At 64.6% G+C, this 16825-nt stretch carries 19 protein-coding genes; 9 read left to right on the top strand and 10 right to left on the bottom strand.

The features are described from left to right. The 5 genes from BM275_RS06625 to BM275_RS06605 are packed head-to-tail and all read left to right on the top strand — an operon-like array spanning nt 1 to nt 4688. Nucleotides 1–447, top strand: coding sequence for a TIGR03757 family integrating conjugative element protein (locus BM275_RS06625; RefSeq protein ID WP_056930808.1), 447 nt, complete (start codon nt 1–3; stop codon nt 445–447). Beyond that, on the top strand, nt 444–1391 hold the full coding sequence (locus tag BM275_RS06620; RefSeq protein WP_056930809.1) for a TIGR03756 family integrating conjugative element protein: 948 nt from the start codon (nt 444–446) through the stop codon (nt 1389–1391). The genes BM275_RS06625 and BM275_RS06620 overlap by 4 nt, the downstream gene beginning before the upstream one ends. A gap of 10 nt (nt 1392–1401) precedes the next feature. Then, a complete protein-coding gene (locus tag BM275_RS06615) occupies nt 1402–2796 on the top strand; it encodes an integrating conjugative element protein (protein ID WP_056930810.1) in 1395 nt (464 codons plus the stop codon). Further along, on the top strand, nt 2793–3152 hold the full coding sequence (locus tag BM275_RS06610) for a hypothetical protein (protein WP_056930811.1): 360 nt from the start codon (nt 2793–2795) through the stop codon (nt 3150–3152). Before BM275_RS06615 ends, BM275_RS06610 begins: the two co-directional genes overlap by 4 nt. Nucleotides 3153–3167: 15 nt before the next feature. Then, nucleotides 3168–4688, top strand: coding sequence for a conjugal transfer protein TraG N-terminal domain-containing protein (locus tag BM275_RS06605; protein WP_047219618.1), 1521 nt, complete (start codon nt 3168–3170; stop codon nt 4686–4688). A 17-nt stretch (nt 4689–4705) separates the two neighbouring features. Here the strand turns inward: BM275_RS06605 and BM275_RS06600 are convergent, their stop codons facing one another. The 3 genes from BM275_RS06600 to BM275_RS06590 all read right to left on the bottom strand — a co-directional run bounded on the left by BM275_RS06600 (nt 4706) and on the right by BM275_RS06590 (nt 6433). Beyond that, on the bottom strand, nt 4706–5077 hold the full coding sequence (locus BM275_RS06600; RefSeq protein WP_058130706.1) for a DUF3742 family protein: 372 nt from the start codon (nt 5075–5077) through the stop codon (nt 4706–4708). Nucleotides 5078–5161: 84 nt separating this feature from the next. After that, nucleotides 5162–5794: an RES family NAD+ phosphorylase gene (locus BM275_RS06595; protein WP_058130708.1), complete on the bottom strand. Its 633-nt coding sequence runs from the start codon at nt 5792–5794 to the stop codon at nt 5162–5164. Nucleotides 5795–5806: 12 nt separating this feature from the next. Then, entirely contained in the window at nt 5807–6433 is a 627-nt protein-coding gene (locus tag BM275_RS06590) for a hypothetical protein (RefSeq protein ID WP_047219624.1), read from the bottom strand. Between the two features lie 315 nt (nt 6434–6748). Here BM275_RS06590 and mobH point away from each other — a divergent pair, with 315 nt between their 5' ends. Beyond that, nucleotides 6749–8620 (top strand): MobH family relaxase, encoded by a 1872-nt coding sequence (gene mobH / locus BM275_RS06580; RefSeq protein WP_003821130.1) that lies wholly within the window; start codon nt 6749–6751, stop codon nt 8618–8620. A 50-nt stretch (nt 8621–8670) separates the two neighbouring features. Here the strand turns inward: mobH and kdsA are convergent, their stop codons facing one another. The 3 genes from kdsA to copM form a co-directional block, all read right to left on the bottom strand. Then, nucleotides 8671–9543 carry a 3-deoxy-8-phosphooctulonate synthase gene (kdsA, locus tag BM275_RS06575; RefSeq protein ID WP_003821131.1) on the bottom strand — a complete coding sequence of 291 codons (873 nt, stop codon included), beginning with the start codon at nt 9541–9543 and terminating at the stop codon, nt 8671–8673. Between the two features lie 174 nt (nt 9544–9717). After that, a complete protein-coding gene (locus tag BM275_RS06570) occupies nt 9718–9975 on the bottom strand; it encodes a glutaredoxin family protein (RefSeq protein ID WP_003821132.1) in 258 nt (85 codons plus the stop codon). A 10-nt stretch (nt 9976–9985) separates the two neighbouring features. After that, on the bottom strand, nt 9986–10687 hold the full coding sequence (copM, locus tag BM275_RS06565; RefSeq protein ID WP_003821133.1) for a CopM family metallochaperone: 702 nt from the start codon (nt 10685–10687) through the stop codon (nt 9986–9988). A 180-nt stretch (nt 10688–10867) separates the two neighbouring features. Here copM and BM275_RS06560 point away from each other — a divergent pair, with 180 nt between their 5' ends. Continuing rightward, complete coding sequence (locus BM275_RS06560; protein WP_012614065.1) at nt 10868–11278, top strand: hypothetical protein; 411 nt, start codon at nt 10868–10870, stop codon at nt 11276–11278. A gap of 155 nt (nt 11279–11433) precedes the next feature. On the opposite strand, the gene BM275_RS06555 is transcribed toward BM275_RS06560, so the two are convergent. After that, complete coding sequence (locus tag BM275_RS06555) at nt 11434–12129, bottom strand: FadR/GntR family transcriptional regulator (protein WP_003821135.1); 696 nt, start codon at nt 12127–12129, stop codon at nt 11434–11436. A gap of 199 nt (nt 12130–12328) precedes the next feature. Between BM275_RS06555 and BM275_RS06550 the strand changes: the two genes are divergently transcribed. Both BM275_RS06550 and BM275_RS06545 read left to right on the top strand, forming a co-directional pair. Next, nucleotides 12329–12871, top strand: a complete 543-nt coding sequence (locus tag BM275_RS06550; RefSeq protein ID WP_015912832.1) for a nuclear transport factor 2 family protein — start codon at nt 12329–12331, stop codon at nt 12869–12871. A gap of 181 nt (nt 12872–13052) precedes the next feature. Next, nucleotides 13053–13556, top strand: coding sequence for a ClbS/DfsB family four-helix bundle protein (locus tag BM275_RS06545; protein ID WP_003821138.1), 504 nt, complete (start codon nt 13053–13055; stop codon nt 13554–13556). Nucleotides 13557–13602: 46 nt separating this feature from the next. Here BM275_RS06545 and BM275_RS06540 read toward each other — a convergent pair whose 3' ends face one another. The 3 genes from BM275_RS06540 to BM275_RS06530 form a co-directional block, all read right to left on the bottom strand. Next, nucleotides 13603–14799, bottom strand: a complete 1197-nt coding sequence (locus BM275_RS06540) for an MFS transporter (protein WP_021204989.1) — start codon at nt 14797–14799, stop codon at nt 13603–13605. Nucleotides 14800–14878: 79 nt separating this feature from the next. Further along, nucleotides 14879–15265 carry a MerR family transcriptional regulator gene (locus BM275_RS06535; RefSeq protein ID WP_015912830.1) on the bottom strand — a complete coding sequence of 129 codons (387 nt, stop codon included), beginning with the start codon at nt 15263–15265 and terminating at the stop codon, nt 14879–14881. Between the two features lie 49 nt (nt 15266–15314). Next, nucleotides 15315–16820, bottom strand: coding sequence for an efflux transporter outer membrane subunit (locus BM275_RS06530; protein WP_090520095.1), 1506 nt, complete (start codon nt 16818–16820; stop codon nt 15315–15317). Nucleotides 16821–16825: the final 5 nt, after the last annotated feature.

The raw sequence follows: 16825 nt of genomic DNA, 5'->3' as shown, positions 1-16825 counted from the left end.
ATGCCAGCATCTCTTTCCAGGTTCGCGTCAGGCTGGCGAACTCTCGGCCTGGCCGTTGCGCTGCCGGCCGCGCTGGCCGTTTTCAGCCCGGCCGCCTTCGCCGCAGACGTGGTGGTCGTCACCGACAGCCGCCACCCGTTCAAGACCATGGGTGGCGAGCGGCTGATCGAGCTGGACGAGCCCCACCGGATTGAAGCGGAGCTTTCAGCGGAGCTGCCCAACGACCCCGAGCAGGCGACGGCCATCGTCAAGCGCCGGCTGTCCAGCGGCGGCACCGACCTCCAGCGCCGCCTCGCTTCCGCGTACCAGGGCGTCACAGACGCTTGGAGCCTGGGCATCACCAGCCTCCCGGCCGTCGTGGTGGACCAGCGCTACGTGGTCTATGGCGAGCCGGACGTGGCCCGCGCCGTCGCGCGCATCGAACAGCACCGGAGGCCTCAGCCATGATCCGAGCATTCGACCTGATGCGCCGCCTGCGCGCTGGCGTGGCGTCCGTGCTGCTGCTCAGTGCCACCGGCAGCTACGCCCTCAACACCGCCACCATCGTCGGCTCGGTGGCGTCGCCCGACTGCCTCGAATACCGCGTCGTCGGCATCTGCTACTGGCTCTACTGCACCTGGACCGGCTGCACGGTGCGCACATCCATCAAGGTGCGCCACTACATCCCCGATGCGGTGGTGTCGTCGTACTCGAACACCGGCGAAAACCCCTGGGTCGAAGTCCGGGCGATGAGCACGCCCAACCCGTCTGCCCAGGCGGGCGGCGACGGGACGACGAACGAGGACCACGAAAACAACCTCGCCAAGTTCAAGAACGCCGACGTGATCGGCCACCCTGGTGTCGAGGTGTTCAACCAGTTTGTCTCATCGTCGGGCTACTTCTGCGAGGGCGCGGGTACGGCGTTCATGCCGTACTTGCTCAGCACCTTGGACACGCTGGCCTGGCGCTACAACGTGCCCGAGATGGCCTACCCGGAAGCGCTGATTCCGGGGCTGCGCGAGGTCGGCGCACGTACCACGATGAACCTCTGGGGCAATGTGTATCCGCGTGGCGGCTTCCTGCACCAGACCGACGACCACAAGGCCGGTGCAGTCGTCGCCCAGCGTGCGGGTGATGTCGTCACGCGCCGCGGGCAGATCCACGTCTATCAGCCGCTGCTCGCCAACTCGCGGCCCGGCTACTGGCCGGCCGGCGCGCTGATGGAAGGCGATGCCTCGACAGGCAAGTGGCAGGAACTCACGCCCGTCCTGTCTTCCTCCTGCACGGTCTTCCCACGCAGCGGCTTCCTGACACAGGCCCAACAAGGCGACTACGCCTGGGCGTTGTGGCGGCCCTATGCGTGCTGCGAACGCCGCGGCCAGGTGTTCCTCGGCAGCGTCGATTTCTATTGAGGGTACGGCAATGAAACGTCCAGAACTGATGAACCTCCCCGCCCAAGCTCGTCGTCTGCTGCGTCCGACAGCGCTGGCCGGGGCGCTCACCTTGGGCTGCGGCCTCGCATGGGCGCAGGCTGGATTCCAGACCAGCGGCCCCATCCTCGGCGACGAGGTGATGTATTCGATCGGCGGCGGCAGCGCGGTGTCGATGGGGCGTGCGGCCGGCATGCGCTCGATCGGTGTCGGCGTTGGCTGGAACAGCAACCTGATCTGCGGCGACATGAGCATCCAGACGACGTTGCGCAACCAGCTCAACGGCATCACCAACGGCTTTCAGCAGATCATGAGCAACGTGATCCAGAGCGCCACAAGCGCCGTGGCGTCGCTTCCCGCACTGATCATCCAGCGGGCCGATCCCGGCCTCTACAACCTGCTCACCAATGGCGTGCTGCAGGCACGGCTGGACTTCGACCGCTCCAAGCTGGCGTGCCGCGCCATGGCCGAGAAGATGGCCGACATGGCAGGTGGCCAGTTGGGCTGGAGCCAGATGGCTGAGGGCATGGCGCTGCGCGACGCGGTGTCGAGCACTGACGCCGTGTCGGCGATCGAACAGGCCGAGACGCGGCGCGGCAACGACGGCGTGCCCTGGGTGGGCGGCAGCAATGCCGGCGGCGCGGGCCAGCGTGCGATCCGGGTGGTCGGTGACGTGACCCGCGCCGGCTACAACCTTGTCAACGGCCGCGGCGTGACGGACACGTCGTCCATCGCGCCAGCCAGTTGCGCAAGCCTGTCCTGCCAGACCTGGACGTCGCCCCAGCAAGCGGTTGAATGGGCGACGCGGGTGCTCGGGGAACAGGAGCAGCGCACCTGCGATTCCTGCACAAAGACCGAGACGGTGCCCGGGGTCGGGCTGACGCCGCTGATCCAGGAGGAATACGAGACGAAGCTGGAAGCCCTTCAGGAGCTGATCTCGGGGACGCGCAACACCACGTTCGAGAACCTGCGCGCGGCCGGCAGCGCGTCGCTGCCCATCACGCGCGGCGTCATCGAGGCGCTGCGCGACGAACCGGATCAGGACCTGCTGGCACGCCGCCTGGCGTCGGAGGTCGCACTGTCGTCCGTCTTGGAGAAGGCATTGCTGCTCCAGCGGACCCTGTTGACCGGGAAGAAGGAACCCAACGTGGCGGCGAACCAGTTGGCGGTCGATGCGGTGAACCACGAGAGCGACACGCTCGACCAGGAGATCCGCAACCTCAAGACCGAACTGGAGTTGCGGCGCGAGTTGGCGAACAACTCGCCGATGGCCATCATCCAGCGCCACGGCACGCGTGCGGCGGGCTCGCGCGGCATCTACGAGGGCGATCCGGTTCCCGACCGCCTCGACCGGCTCCAGAGGGGCAATCCGGGAGGCAACCCATGACCCCGGTGAGTTCCAGTTGGCTGCGGCCGCGCTGGCTGTTCAGCCGGCGCGCGGCGAAGACGCTGCTGTGGACGGCGGTACTCGTTGCCGCTGCCGTGGGCGCCAACATCGTCGGCATCTATCTCGTCGGCAGCGTGGCCGGCTGGGAGCAGTGGCTGGCGGCCGCGTCGGGCTACTTCCTGGTATGGCGGCTGTGCTTGTACGGCGCGACGGCCTGCGGATGGATGTGGATGCGCCGCCGGCTCCTGGCGCGCGAGGGCGACGACGCCCAGGCACGGCGCCGTCTGGTGCGCAGCGAGATCGCCGGCGGCGTCGCCATCGTGGCGCTGGAAATCAGCCTGCTGATGCAGGGCTGAGGGGAGATTGGTGCCATGACGCTTTTTACGACCGACTACCTGGAGTACTACCTGACCCTCGTGTCCTGGATCGTCAACAACGGCATCTGGGCGGTGCTGGTGTCCAGCGGGGTATTCGCGCTGCCTTTCGTCGCCATCATCGTGCAGGAGTGGCTGAAGGCCCGTGCGGAAGGTGCCGACGAAGGCAACAAGGGCTTGCTCTCGGCCGTCCGCATCGAGAACCGGGTCTTCGTCGCCATCGTGGTGGTGATGTTCGCGGGCATTCCGTTCATCGACGTGGACCTCAACACCATCCAGTACGACAGCTCGCGCTCGGCCCAGTGCCAGGTCAGCGTGCCACAGCCCACGGATACCGGCTGGTCACAGTCCTTCAGCACCATCAACAACCAGTCCGCGAAGGTGCCGGTCTGGTGGGCCTTCATGCACGCGCTCTCGCGCGCTGTCACGAGCGCCTCGGTGGCGGCGATCCCATGTGGTACGGACCTGCGGCAAATGCGCATGGAGATCGACGCGACCCGCATTGACGACCCGGTGCTGGCCCAGGAAGTGGCGGACTTCTCGCGGGATTGCTATGGGCCTGCGCGGGCCAAACTGTTCATGCAGCGCCCTCAGCTCGATGAGCAGCAGATGCACGACGTGACCTGGATCGGATCGAGGTTCTTCACCGACACCAACGGCTACTACGACACGTACCGTTCCAGCACGCCGCGCGACGACTGGCCCTACGACAGCAACCGCGATGCCGGGCTTGCGCAGGTGGCCAGCGGCGGCGGCTATCCGAACTGTAGGCAGTGGTGGGCCGATGGCAGCAACGGCCTGCGGGCACGCCTGCTGGGACAGGTGGACCCGAGCCTGCTGAATCGCCTGGCGGGCTGGGCCGGGTTCCTGAGCCGGGCCGAGGTGGACGACTCGGTGATCCGCGCCATCGCCTCCCCGCGGCAGCAGAAGTTGAACCAGGGCAGCGTCTATACGGACTACGGCGGCCAGATCGACAAGACCCTGCCGAACATCGTGACGCGCGCCACGGGCGACGTCGGCATGGCAGTCGGCGCGATTGCCGCGTTTCCTGCCATGGACGTCGTGAGACAGGCTCTGCCCATGGTCCTCGCCTTGCTCAAGATGGCGCTGGTCATCTGCATCCCGCTCGTGCTGGTCATCGGCACCTATGACCTGAAAACGGTCGTCACCGTCAGCGTCGTGCAGTTCGCGCTGTTCTTCGTGGACTTCTGGTTCCAGCTCGCCCGCTGGATCGACAGCACCATCCTCGATGCGCTTTACGGCTGGGGCTTCGGGTGGAATCGGCCGCACACCAACTTCGACCCGCTGGTGGGATTGAACAATGCCTTTGGCGACATGCTTCTGATGTTCGTCATGGGCACCATGTTCATCGTCCTGCCTACGTTCTGGATTGGCGCACTCACCTGGGTCGGTGTACGTGCCGGTGCAATCGCCAACACCTTCGCCACTGCCACAAAGGATGCAGGAAGCGCTGGCGGCAAAGGAGCAGGTGCTGTCTCAGGCGGCAAGCTCAAATGATCGAATGACCTTCGGCGTCAGTCGTCTTGGTACATCTCGTGGGAGGTATCGTTGTACAGGTTGGGATCGTAGCCAGGCGTGGCCCGCAGTTCCTCAATGGTTGGGTACTGCAGTTCAAACCCTTCTTCATCGGGATGGTGCTGATTCATAGCCCATCCTGCCACCACCACGCCCAGCAGCACGAGTGCGAACCAGAAAGCAACGTAGAGCAGCACCCCGAGCACAGCCAGCTTGAAGACCCACACAAGTGCGGTAGCACCAGCTCGCGGCACACCCCTGAATACCAGCCAATTCGACGCCCGCCGTTCGCCGCGCGCATAGGCGCGCCATCCGCGGCCAAAGGCGCGGCCGAGGCGTTCTGCGGTGCTGGTGCGGGTCGTCGTGTTCATGGTCGTATCCTGCTGTTAAGGAATGCCTATTCCAGTTTGCTCCACTTCATTCGGTTTGCGGCTTCAATGTGTTTTCTTGCTGCTTCAGGACGCTTCGTCATCCGGCCCCACCGGGCCGGGGTCAGGTTCAACGCCGATGCGGTAGGTGGCAACAAAATGCGGCCAGTCCACGTGGTCCACCAGGTCGATGTCCTCGATGACGCCAACCTTCGCTCCCGCACGCTCGAACAGGGCGATGCTCTTAGCGGGATAGTTGTTGCGCGACGGATAGAGCACCCCGTCGAACAGCGCCTGGCCGTCATCTGCGAGCATCGCATGCACCTGGGCGGACACCTGCTGCGTGTGCGTGTAGTCGCGGCTGGCCAACTGCTCTAGGTTCAGGCCGAAGTAGCCCGCCATGACGCCCGGCGTCGTGATATCGGCCAGAAGCACGTCGTCCATCACGCCTACTGCGCGCACCATCCGGGCTTGGACTTCTTTCAGCGCGATCGAGCGTTGCGTGTCCGCAAGCCACTGGTGCTTGTGAAACACCGACTCCATCAGCGCCGTGGGCAGGTCGCGCCCCAGGTAGAGCACGCCGTAGGCCCCCGCCGGGTCATCGTAGCGATTCGTGCTGCTGCGGCCATAGTACAGCGGGCTGCCCCGATAGACGACGCGGCTCACATGCTGGAGCAGTTCACCGTCATCGATCAGGAACGAAGGCAGCTCGTGGCTCATGGCGATCTCGCTTCAATGCACCTGGACGCCCAGCACGTTGAACACGGCCTCGGCCACGTCATCGATCGTGCCATGCGTCACCGCATCCACCGGCGAGCGACCGCCCAAGCCTTCGAGCGGCTCGGACAGCGCGCTGTAGATCGTCCAGTGGTCGATGCCCTCGACCTCCTGGAGCACGGTTTGGGTCAACTGCTGCTTCACCGGGTCGAGCTGCCAGTCGGGCAGCTTCTGGCCGCGCGGCCCCACGTTCAGCGCCAGTAGCCGACGGGCGAGGATGTCCTTGTAGATTTGCTGGCGCGACTTGTCCGCCAGCTTGGCGAACTCGGCAGGCGGCAGGTTGTCCGGCTGATTGAAGGCTTCCAGCAGCACGGCGCGGCCTCTCTGGACGTCGGTTTCAGTCGGTGCCCAGCGCGTGTCGGAGCGCAACGCGGCCGCCTTGCGCTGCAAGGCCTGCGCCACCGTTTCACCTTCCAGGTTAGCGGGCAGCGTCACAGCCTCCACGCGCTCGTGGATGAACGCCTGCAACTCGGCCGCGAAAGCCGGGGCATCCCGGATTTCGACGGTATCGGCGAAGCGTCGCACATCCTCCACCGTGACGCGCGGCAGCCGGTCGGCAATGAATTCGATCGCAGTGGGCATGGTCAACTCCCAGGTAGGTTTGAGACAAGACTCACTCTAGTCGCCTTTGTCGCCTTTGTCAACTTGATCGCCTGAGTGGGAGCCCACCTGGCGGTGTAGCGTCCCGGCAGCATAGGCCGGGGCCAGCGCCAATTCGCCGTCCAATCCATTCGTGCGGGTTCCGCATTGACGCTGGAGCCGCAACTCAGGCCCAGCTATACCGAAACGGTGAAAGGCCAAAGGGTCGAAACGGCAAGGGAATGGGATGCAAGGGGAAAGGCCCTATCCCGAAAAGGCAAAAAGGCCTCCCGCCCGGCCCGCTATCAGGACATCGACATGCTCTCCCTGTTCCAGCGAAAACGGCCCCCGGTCGCTGCCGCGCCGTCGCCAGCACCCGCCACCGACCTCCCGAAAGGGTTGATGCGGCCGGAGTCGGCCGCATCGTTGCTCGCCACCCCGCGCCGGCAGAAGCTGCTGGAACACATCTGGCAGCGCACCTCGCTTTCGCGCAAGCAGTTCGCCTCCCTGTACCGCGCGCCGCTGGAGCGCTACGCCGAGCTGGTCCAGGCCTTCCCGGCTTCCGAAGCGCATCACCATGCCTACCCGGGCGGCATGCTCGACCATGGCCTCGAAATCGTCGCCTACAGCCTAAAGCTGCGGCAGTCCCATCTGCTGCCCATCGGGGCCAGCCCCGAAGACCAGGCGGCGCAGGCCGAAGCCTGGACTGCGGCCGTCGCCTATGCCGCACTGCTCCATGACATCGGCAAGGTGGCCGTCGATCTGCACGTCGAGCTGGCCGACGGCAGCACCTGGCACCCATGGCACGGCCCGCTGCGCCAACCGTACCGCTTCCGCTACCGCGACGACCGCGAGTACCGGCTTCATAGCGCCGCGACAGGCTTGCTGTACCAGCAATTGCTCAATCGCGATCTGCTGGACTGGCTCAGTGGCTATCCATCCTTGTGGGCGCCGCTGCTCTACGTCTTGGCTGGGCAGTACGAGCACGCCGGGGTTCTGGGCGAGCTTGTCGTGCAGGCCGACCGCGCCTCCGTCGCCCAGGAGCTGGGCGGCGATCCCGCGCGCGCCATGGCCGCGCCCAAGCACTCGCTCCAACGCAAGCTGGTCAACGGGCTGCGCTACCTGCTCAAGGAAGAGCTGAAACTGAACCAGCCGGAGGCCTCCGATGGCTGGCTCACCGAGGACGCGCTGTGGCTGGTGAGCAAGACAGTCTCGGACAAGCTGCGCGCGCACCTGCTGTCCCAGGGGGTCGATGGCATCCCCGCGAACAACACGGCCGTGTTCAACGTGCTACAGGATCATGCCATGTTGCAGCCCACCGCCTCCGGCAAGGCCATCTGGCGCGCAACTATTACCAGTGAGAGTGGCTGGTCCCATGCCTTCACGCTCCTGCGCCTGGCCCCGGCGCTGATCTGGGAGCCCTCGGAGCGACCCAGCCCATTTGCGGGAACCGTGACCGTGGACAACGCCGGCGAGGCCGAGGACGGGCCGCGCCCGTCCGCACCCGACGCTGCATTGCTACCTGGAGCAGCGGTGGCAACGGAGAAGGAGCCCGCAGCAAGCAGCCGTCCAGATCAGTCGGGCGGAAGTCACGCCATACCTCCCAGCACGCAGCGCAATCCGGCCGACCCACTGGAAAGCATGCTGGCGATGTTCGAGACAACGCCTGAGCCGGAGCAGTCCGTCGAAGCCCCGCCAGAGGGTGCCGACGATGCAGCGGTGCCGCTCGACCCTCCCGCATCGGCCCCAGGTCCTTCGGCGCCGACCGCCGCGCCTGCGCCGCACGATTTCGCCTCATTTACCGGGCGGCCATCGGGCGAGCATTTCATGGCCTGGCTGAAACAGGCCGTCCAGACCCGCAAGCTCATCATCAATGACGCCAAGGCCCTGGTACATACCGTGTCCGACACGGTTTACCTGATCAGCCCTGGTGTTTTCCAGCGCTACGCACAAGAGCATCCAACCATTGGGCCGCTTGCGAAGGACGCGGCCCTGCAGGACTGGCAGTGGGTGCAGAAGCGCTTTGAAAAACTCGGACTCCACAGGAAACAGCCATCGGGTCTGAACATCAGGACGTGCGAGGTCATGGGACCGCGCAAAACGCGCCAGGTGCATGGCTATTTGCTCGAAGACCCATCGCACATATTCGATGCCGTTCCACCGAACAATCCTTATCTGTCGCTCAAATAGCCGACTAAGAGGGGAAGTGCCACACGTTCTGTTTGAACGGGTGGCAAGCTTCAGTCGATCCGAAGAGGCTCGAACGACTTGACGAGTTGGTCCACCGCCTTGACCTGCCGCAGCAGCGGTTCGAGCGTGTCCAGTGGCAGAGCGCTGGGTCCGTCACAACGTGCATGCGCCGGGTCGGCGTGTGCTTCGAGGAACAAACCGCCAATGCCGACCGCCATGCCGGCCCGCGCGAGTTCGGGCAACTGTTGGCGACGCCCACCCGAAGCCAACGCATCCGCTTCTCGCCGCTGCAGGCTATGGGTTACGTCGAACACCAGTGGCAGGCCACTGCTGGCAACGCTCATTTCGCGGAAGCCCAACATGTCCACGACGAGATTGTCGTAGCCGAACTGCGTGCCACGCTCGCACAGCAGGACGCGCGGGTTGCCAGCCTCGTGCAGTTTGTGGACGACATGCCTGATCTGGCCCGGGCTGAGGAACTGCGGCTTCTTGACATTCACTACCCGACCGGTGCGGGCAATGGCGGCCACCAGATCGGTCTGCCGGGCCAGGAAGGCCGGAACTTGCAGTACGTCGGCAACGGCAGCGACCTGCATGGCCTGCTCAACCTCATGCACGTCGGTCAAGACTGGGCATCCGAACCGCGACTTGACCGCATCGAGGACCCGCAGCCCTTCCTCCAGGCCGACACCTCGGAAAGAATGGATCGACGAGCGATTGGCCTTGTCGAACGACGCCTTGAAAACGAAGGGTATCCCCAGCTTGCGCGTCACCTCCGCGAAGTGCTCAGCCGCAGCCAGGGTCGTATCGAGATCCTCGATGACGTTGATGCCGCCGAACAGCACGAACGGCAGGTCGTTGGCGACTGTGATGCCCTCGGAAATGGCGACGTGCAGGGAGGTGGCTGATGATGTCGATCGCATAAAAATTCCTCTCGTGATGTCAACGACCGCAGGCGAAAGCGCCGAGCGTCGTCGGCGAAGAATGCCTCACGGTCTTGAGCTTTGCGTGCAGACGCGTCCACAACAGCGCTTACAGGGTCCGACCGGGGTCCGCACCGGCGACTCCGCCCGTGACCACGGTCTTCCTTCAGCGGCTCACTGAAGACCGAGCGCCTTCATCAGCCTCGGCTTCTGGCTCGCGAAGGTGCCATAGAAGACCTCGTCGCCGACGATCGTGATCGGGGCCACGCGCACGCCGGTTCGTGACTTGGCCTCCGCGGAAATCTTCGGGTCGGTCAGGTCGCGCTCTTCAAACGCGATGCCCTGCTGGGACAACCACTCCTTTAGTGCCCGGCAGTCCGGGCAAGTTGGAGTGCTATAGATGAGGATGCGCGGGGTGTTGGCTTGGTTCATGGTCGTGCCTTCACTTGCCCCGAGCGACAAGCCAACTCTTCATCATGGCGATCTCGCCTTCCTGCGCGGAGATGACCTCCTGAGCCAACTTGCGGACCTCCGGGTTCTTGCCGTACTGCAGCGCCACCTTGGCCATGTCGATCGCACCCTGGTGGTGCGGGATCATGCCGCGCATGAAGTCCACATCGGCGTCGCCGCTGAAGTCGATCATCATGTCCGCATGCATGCGGTCGTTGCCGGCACGGTAGGCGGCCGTCGAGGCATCGCCCGAGCTGCCGGCCGCCGCCTGCTGGCCGTTGTCGCCCAGCCACTTGTTCATCATGGCGATCTCGCCTTCCTGCACGGTGATGACCTCCTGGGCCAGCTTGTGAACCTCCGGGTCCTTGCCGTACTGCAGCGCCACCTTGGCCATGTCGATCGCGCCCTGGTGGTGCGGGATCATGCCACGCATGAAATCGACGTCGGCGTTGCCAGTGAACTGCGCTCCCATCCCGGCGTGCATCTGGTCGTTCACGGCGCGATACGCGGTCGTGGAAGGACTGTCATTGGCCGAGGCGCTGGAGGGCATCGCGTGCCCTTGGTGACCTCCGCCCGCACTGGCCTGCATCGCTTCACCCGACGGGACGACCACCTTCTTCTGGACGGCCATCAGGCCGGCGGCGACCACGACGGCGCCCGCAATGAACAAGAGGCTGAACTTGTTGACCTTCATGAAAAAACTCCTTGAATGAGGTTGATGGGTTCACTGTAGGGCCTCCCATTGTTGGAAGGTCAAGCCCTTATTTCGCCCGTCACTTGGCGCTGCACGGCGGTGTGCCCATGCCCATTTCAGTTGCAAGTAATTCTCAACAAAGGTAGGATGTTAGGACGTTAATAGCGAGAGTCCAGGATCATGTCCCAGCAACCGAAAGTTCACGACACCAGCGATTTCCCCATCGTCCGCTTCGACGGCGCAAGCATCTACAACGGATACAGCAGCGCCTGGTGCGCGGAAATGGATGAACTCGTCGCCTGCGGAAAGCCCTTCGTGCTTATCTACGTCGCGGGAGGGCCAGAAGAGACTCTCGACGATCGCGCTCAGCGCGGCGTCTGGCTGAAGACTCACAAGGAGACGCTTGGCGGCACATTGCTCGCGCTCATCCACGTCGAACCGGATTCGGATAAGCGAGCCCAGTTGGAGGCCATGCTGCCAAAGCTCGTCCAGGCTTTCGGTACACCGCAGTCCACCCGGGCCACCCACGCCGATGCCGAGGCGCTGGCCCGGTATGTCCTGGCGGGTGGTCGCGTCGAAGATTCGATATGAACAGCACCGTCCGGTCGCTGTAGCGCACCAAGGGCCTATCCATGAGGACCGGCTACCGCGTGCTCTCCGGGAAACAACCCGCGTTCCGATCAACGGGGCCGGCGACCGGCTGCTCGATGGAAAGCGGCATTGCCAGCGCGGGAGTCGCGCTCGGATCAACCCGATTTCTCAAGTGCCGCAATCAGCGGAGCGACCACGTTCCGCACAGCCGCCGCAGCTGCTTCTCCATCCTGGCGCTCGATAGCATCCACGATCGCCTCATGGGTCGCGAGACCCGGCTCGGGCAGTTCCTTGTCCTTCAGCGCAGTCAGCGTGTTCATGCGGACCGAGTTCGCGAAGTAGCGGTACAGCTCAGCCAGCGCGCCGTTGCCGCACATCCCGGCGATCGCGCAGTGGAAAGCCGTATCGGCCTCGGCAAAGGCCGCGCTCGATGCGTGTTGCTCCTGCTCGCCGCGGGCCTTCAACAGTCGGCGCAGCAGCCCAACGTCCGCCTTGGACCGATGCACCGCGGCCAACCTGGCCGCCTCGGTTTCCAGCATGCAGCGCAACGCGAAGTGCTCTCGCAAGCCGGAACGCCCGACACGGCGCATGACCTCGGCCGGATCGATATTGGTTCGCACGTAGGTGCCATCACCCTGGCGGACTTCCAGGACCTGGCCGTGCGAGAGCACGCGAATGGCTTCCCGCACCGTGTTGCGGCCAACCTCCAGCATCTCGGCCAGTTCCTGCTCCCTGGGGATGCGCTCGCCGACCTTCCAGGCGCCTCCCTCGATCTGGCCGCGGATCAGCTCAATCGTCGAATCGACGAGCGAACGCCGCGGCGCCTGTGGGAGTGTGAAGCGGTTATTCATCGCGGTTCTCAAATGACGTAGAGACGGGAGCCCATCGGACCTCGATTGTAGCAACTCAGGCCTTATACATAGGATGATTCTATGTATTTGACAAAAGAGCAATTGCCGACGGCCTGTGCTTCGTTGCGCGCGACATGCGATTTTCCACCACGCCCGTGCGAGCGGGATTTTTTTCAACACCTTTTGGAGTATTTCGACCATGAACAACATGCAGCACGCCCTGTCATTCAGGCCCCTTCGTTCTTCAGACGGCTTGCGCTGCCGTCCGGTGCAGGCTTTGGGAGCGATATTCCTCGGGCTGGCTTCACTCGCCTATAGCGTCACGTCGCAGGCGGCAGATGAGCCAGAGAACGTGAAGGTGGTCCGGCAATACCTTGACGCCTGGAATGGCGGGCGAACCGACGCGATGGAAAAAGTGCTCGATTCCAACGTCGTCTATTTCAATACCAGCAATGAAGCGTCCCGCACTGGGCCTCAAGCCATTACCGAAGTCTCGCAGTTTCTGATGAAAATCCTGCCCGACCGAAAAATGAAAATCCGTTCGCAGCCGGTTGCCTCCGGCGATGGTGTGGCGATCGAGTGGGAATTCACCGCCACCAAGAACAGCAATGGCGGGACGTCGCCCTCCAGTTCGACCATCAGTTATTTCGGCGCGAGCTTCTTCCGTGTTTCGAACGGAAAGATTGTCTATGCCAGCGACTACTACAACCACAACACCATGCAGAAGCAGCTTCAGCAGTAACGTAAATCCGCAAACAGGAAATCACCGACATGTCCCGCTTCATCATGCACAAGCCCTCGGCGCCGCCAGCGCAGCGGTGAGGCAAGCGCTTTTCCTCAATCCAAGGTAATTGCGCTGGTGACTTGATGAATATCTGACACGCCGGTTATCGAGCCTTGTCTCGATGAAATAGAAATCCCGAATGAAACTACCAACCACGAAGCAGGAACTCCTTGACAAGGTTCGCGCCAGCCACCGAAAGCTCGGGGTAGAAGCTGCCACCATTCCCGCCAGCCACTACCGGCACACGGCCATGATCTGGCAGGAGCCGCGCCTGCATACCAACGCTGCGATGGTCCTGGTGGACGTCATCGTCTGGAACACGATGATCCTGCAGTTCGCGCATGATCGGACGCCTGGACCTTCGGCGTCCTTTTACTCGCCGAGTGCGATGGCGCAGCGGGCCGAGCGTCTTTCTGCCGGCTTCCAGCGCCGTTTCGCGGGCAGAGACCTTCGCGAGCTGGAAGCCATGCTCACGGAGGGACAGGACCGGGTGCTCGACTGCGTGGCGCACCATTCGAACGCCTCGCTTTTCGATCCCGCGTTGAGCCCGATGAAGACCCTCGGGCGCAAGATCCAGTTCTTCACCTCCACCGCCTACGACGACGCGCTGTCGAGGCTGCGCCAGTGGAAGCAGGTGCTGTAGCGGCCGAGGCGACCCACTGCGCGGAGCGCCTCTTGCACCGCTCCGATCAGACCGGAGCTGGCAGCGCCGGCTTTCGCGCGGCCTGCCACAGCAGCGGCACCAGGATCAGCGCCAGGGCCGGGAAGATCATCCAGTTGACCGCCTGCCAGCCCGAGCTGTGCAGGATCGATCCCGCGAGGAACGACACGGCCGCCGTGGCGGCGAAGACGAAGAAATCGTTCATGCCCTGCGCCTTGCTGCGCTCGGCCGGGGTGTGGCAATCGGTGACCATCGCCGTCGCGCCGATGAAGCTGAAGTTCCAGCCGATGCCCAGCAGCGCCAGCGAGCCCCAGAAGTGGGACAGGCCGAGCCCGCCCAGGGCCACCACCCCGGAGGCGGCGAGCAGCACCATGCCGACGGCGGTCACGCGCTCCTTGCCGTAGCGCACCATCAGTCGTCCTGTGAAAAAGCTCGGCCCGAACATCGCCAGCAGGTGCCACTGTATTCCTAGGGCGGCGTTGTCCACCGAATGCCCGTGGTTGACCATCGCCACCGGCGCGGCCGTCATCACGAACGCCATCACCCCATAGGACACCACGCCCGCAGCCACGGCCAGCAGATAGCGCGGCATCGCCAAGAGCTGCAGCACCGTCCGACCGCTATCGGCGACTGCTTCGGCCTGGGTCTGGCTCGGCGTGCGCAGCATCAGCAGGATCGGCAAGGCGATCAGCGGCAGCAGCGCCTGGCTGAGGAAGCTGCCAACGTAGGGCGTGCCCGCTACCGCATCGCGCGTGAAGATCACCAACTGCGGCCCGATGATGGCGCCCGCGAGACCGCCCACCATGACCCAGGAAATGGCCTTGGCCTTAAGCGCGTCCTCGGCGGTGTCGGCGGCTGCGAAGCGGTAGCTCTGCACATACGCGCCGTAGAAGCCCGCCAGGAAGGTGCCGGCGCAGAAGATCCAGAACGAGGCCAGCATGATGCCCAACGCGGCGATCAGGCCCGAGGCCACGCCGAAGCCGACCCCCACCACGTATCCGTTGCGGCGGCCATGGTGCCGCATGATGAAGGCGGCAGGCAAGGTGCCGATGGCAAGACCCAGGCCGAACAGACTCACGGGCAAGGTGATCCAGGCCGAATTCTTGGCAAGCTGCTGGCCGACCAGCCCACCCAGCGACATCACGATGGGCGCGCTGGCGCCGCCGAGCGCCTGCGCGGCGGTGAGAACGCCGATGTTTCGGCGCGTGATGCTCTGGTCGGTCATGGGCGTCTTTCTTATTCGTTTGTCTGGCCGGAAATATTACACGCATGAATATATATTCAGTTATATGGACATGCGATGCTCACGAACCATCGCGAGCCGGTCCATCCTCGGAAGCCCCGGCGGAAGCAGCACCGTGCAGGGCCAATGCGAGCAGGTGCTCTTTCACCTGGATCAGTTGCTCCATGCGTTCCTCAACACAGGCGAGATGGCCTTGGACAGCCTGCCTTAGCAGCTCAGGTTCCAGGAACCCCTCATGTGCCCAACCCAGTAGGCGGCGCACGTCATCCAGGCCGATTCCCGAGGCACGGTAGTTGCGAATCAGGTGAAGCCGTTCGACATGGGCCGGGCCATAGCGCCGATAGTTGTTGCGTGACCGCTCCGGGGCTTGCAACAGGCCCTCCCGCTCGTAGAACCGAATGTTCTCCGGGGGGGTGCCCGTCAAGCGCGCAAGTTCACCGATCCTCATCCGGTTCTCCGTGCGCAACGATGGGGAACGCCGCCGTTGCGCATAGCCCTTATCCCGGCGACCGGGCGGATGGTTGCCCGGTGGCGCCCGATTGCACCGTGTGCTCAGTCCAGCCGCCACCCAGCGCCTTGTAGAGGTGGATGAGGTTGTTCAGCCGCGTCAGGCGCGTGCGCACCAGGGTCTGCTGCGCACCGTACTGTGTGCGTTGCGCATCGAGCAAGGTGAGGTTGTCGTCCACGCCTTCCTGGAAGCGTTGCTCGGCTAGTTGGTAGGCTTTCTGGCTAGCCGCTACCAGGAGCTGCTCCGAGCGGATCTGCTCATCAAGCGTGCGCTTGCCCGCCAAGCCGTCAGCCACCTCAGCAAAGGCCGCCTGGATAGACTTCTCGTAGTTGGCGATTTCGATCCTCTTTTGTACCTGTGCCACGTCCAGATTGGCTCGCAACGCGCCGCCGCGGAAGATGGGCAGCGTGATCTGCGGCAGGAAGCTCCAGGCCCGCGAGCCCGAATCGAACAGGCCGTCCAGCGAAGCGCTGGCCGTGCCCGCCGAGCCCGTGAGGCTAATCGTCGGGAAGAACGCGGCCCGCGCCGCGCCGATGTTGGCGTTGGCGCCGATCAGCATCTGCTCGGCGGCGCGGATGTCCGGCCGACGCGCGAGCAGTTCGGACGGCAGGCCGCTCGGCAGGTCGGTCGGCACGATGTCGTCCGGCAGCGCCACGGCCTCGTCAAGCTGCCGGGACAGCTCCGGCGTCAGCGGCTGGCCCAGCAGCAGCACCAGCGCGTTGCGGTCCTTGGCCGCCTGCCGCGTGTAGGCGGCGCGGTTGGCCTCGGCGGTGCGCAGCGCGATCTCCGCGCGGCGCAGGTCGAGCTGCGTGGAATTTCCCGCTTCCACCAGTTGGGTGGTCAGGTCATAGGAGCGCTTCTGTGTGGCGAGGGTGTCGCTCGTCAGGCGCAGCAGTTCCTGGTCGGCGCGCAGCGTGAGGTAGGCGCTGGCCACCTCGGACACCAGGCTCATCTGCGTGGCGATGCGGGTCTCGTCGAGGGCCAGGTAGGACGCCAGCGCCCGGTCGTTGAGGCTGCGGATGCGGCCCCACAGGTCCAGCTCCCAGGCGGCCGTCACCCCGGCCACGTCGTAGCGCCGGAGCACGTCGCTTTGCCCCGTGGTACTGAGGTCGGCCGGTACGCGCTCTGACGCGCCGCGGGCGGAAACGCCCAGGTTCGGCAGCATCTCGGCACGCTGGATACGGTACAGCGCCTGAGCCGCCTCCACGTTGAGCGCGGCCTTGCGCATGTCGCGGTTGTTCTCCAGTGAAATGCCGATCAACTGCTGCAGCAGCGGGTCGCGGAAGAAGTCCCGCCAGCCGATCTCGGCCGTGATCGCGTCGTCGGGCGTCGCGGCCGCCGGTTCCACATAGGCCGCGCCCAAGGGATAAGCCGTGTCGATCGGCGCTGCGGGCCGGTCATACTTCGGTGCCATGGAGCAGCCAGTCAACGCCGCCGCGAGGGCGAGCGGCGCCAGCGTCCTGGCGGGTCGTGTGAATGCGAAAGATGTTTTCATGTCGT

It is taken from the genome of Stutzerimonas kunmingensis, assembly GCF_900114065.1.
In the GTDB taxonomy this organism is placed as follows: Bacteria; Pseudomonadota; Gammaproteobacteria; order Pseudomonadales; family Pseudomonadaceae; genus Stutzerimonas; species Stutzerimonas kunmingensis.
This window is presented reverse-complemented; position numbering and strand designations above follow the sequence as displayed.

Excerpts from the sequence above, each read along its gene's own strand:
- BM275_RS06545 (WP_003821138.1), top strand. The coding sequence starts at position 13,053 with ATGAAACTACCAACCACGAAGCAGGAACTCCTTGACAAGGTTCGCGCC.
- BM275_RS06530 (WP_090520095.1), bottom strand. The coding sequence starts at position 16,820 with ATGAAAACATCTTTCGCATTCACACGACCCGCCAGGACGCTGGCGCCG.
- BM275_RS06610 (WP_056930811.1), top strand. The coding sequence starts at position 2,793 with ATGACCCCGGTGAGTTCCAGTTGGCTGCGGCCGCGCTGGCTGTTCAGC.
- copM (WP_003821133.1), bottom strand. The coding sequence starts at position 10,687 with ATGAAGGTCAACAAGTTCAGCCTCTTGTTCATTGCGGGCGCCGTCGTG.
- BM275_RS06550 (WP_015912832.1), top strand. The coding sequence starts at position 12,329 with ATGAACAACATGCAGCACGCCCTGTCATTCAGGCCCCTTCGTTCTTCA.
- BM275_RS06605 (WP_047219618.1), top strand. The coding sequence starts at position 3,168 with ATGACGCTTTTTACGACCGACTACCTGGAGTACTACCTGACCCTCGTG.
- BM275_RS06595 (WP_058130708.1), bottom strand. The coding sequence starts at position 5,794 with ATGAGCCACGAGCTGCCTTCGTTCCTGATCGATGACGGTGAACTGCTC.
- BM275_RS06625 (WP_056930808.1), top strand. The coding sequence starts at position 1 with ATGCCAGCATCTCTTTCCAGGTTCGCGTCAGGCTGGCGAACTCTCGGC.
- BM275_RS06540 (WP_021204989.1), bottom strand. The coding sequence starts at position 14,799 with ATGACCGACCAGAGCATCACGCGCCGAAACATCGGCGTTCTCACCGCC.
- BM275_RS06600 (WP_058130706.1), bottom strand. The coding sequence starts at position 5,077 with ATGAACACGACGACCCGCACCAGCACCGCAGAACGCCTCGGCCGCGCC.
- BM275_RS06570 (WP_003821132.1), bottom strand. The coding sequence starts at position 9,975 with ATGAACCAAGCCAACACCCCGCGCATCCTCATCTATAGCACTCCAACT.
- mobH (WP_003821130.1), top strand. The coding sequence starts at position 6,749 with ATGCTCTCCCTGTTCCAGCGAAAACGGCCCCCGGTCGCTGCCGCGCCG.
- BM275_RS06560 (WP_012614065.1), top strand. The coding sequence starts at position 10,868 with ATGTCCCAGCAACCGAAAGTTCACGACACCAGCGATTTCCCCATCGTC.
- BM275_RS06615 (WP_056930810.1), top strand. The coding sequence starts at position 1,402 with ATGAAACGTCCAGAACTGATGAACCTCCCCGCCCAAGCTCGTCGTCTG.
- BM275_RS06590 (WP_047219624.1), bottom strand. The coding sequence starts at position 6,433 with ATGCCCACTGCGATCGAATTCATTGCCGACCGGCTGCCGCGCGTCACG.
- BM275_RS06535 (WP_015912830.1), bottom strand. The coding sequence starts at position 15,265 with ATGAGGATCGGTGAACTTGCGCGCTTGACGGGCACCCCCCCGGAGAAC.
- kdsA (WP_003821131.1), bottom strand. The coding sequence starts at position 9,543 with ATGCGATCGACATCATCAGCCACCTCCCTGCACGTCGCCATTTCCGAG.
- BM275_RS06555 (WP_003821135.1), bottom strand. The coding sequence starts at position 12,129 with ATGAATAACCGCTTCACACTCCCACAGGCGCCGCGGCGTTCGCTCGTC.
- BM275_RS06620 (WP_056930809.1), top strand. The coding sequence starts at position 444 with ATGATCCGAGCATTCGACCTGATGCGCCGCCTGCGCGCTGGCGTGGCG.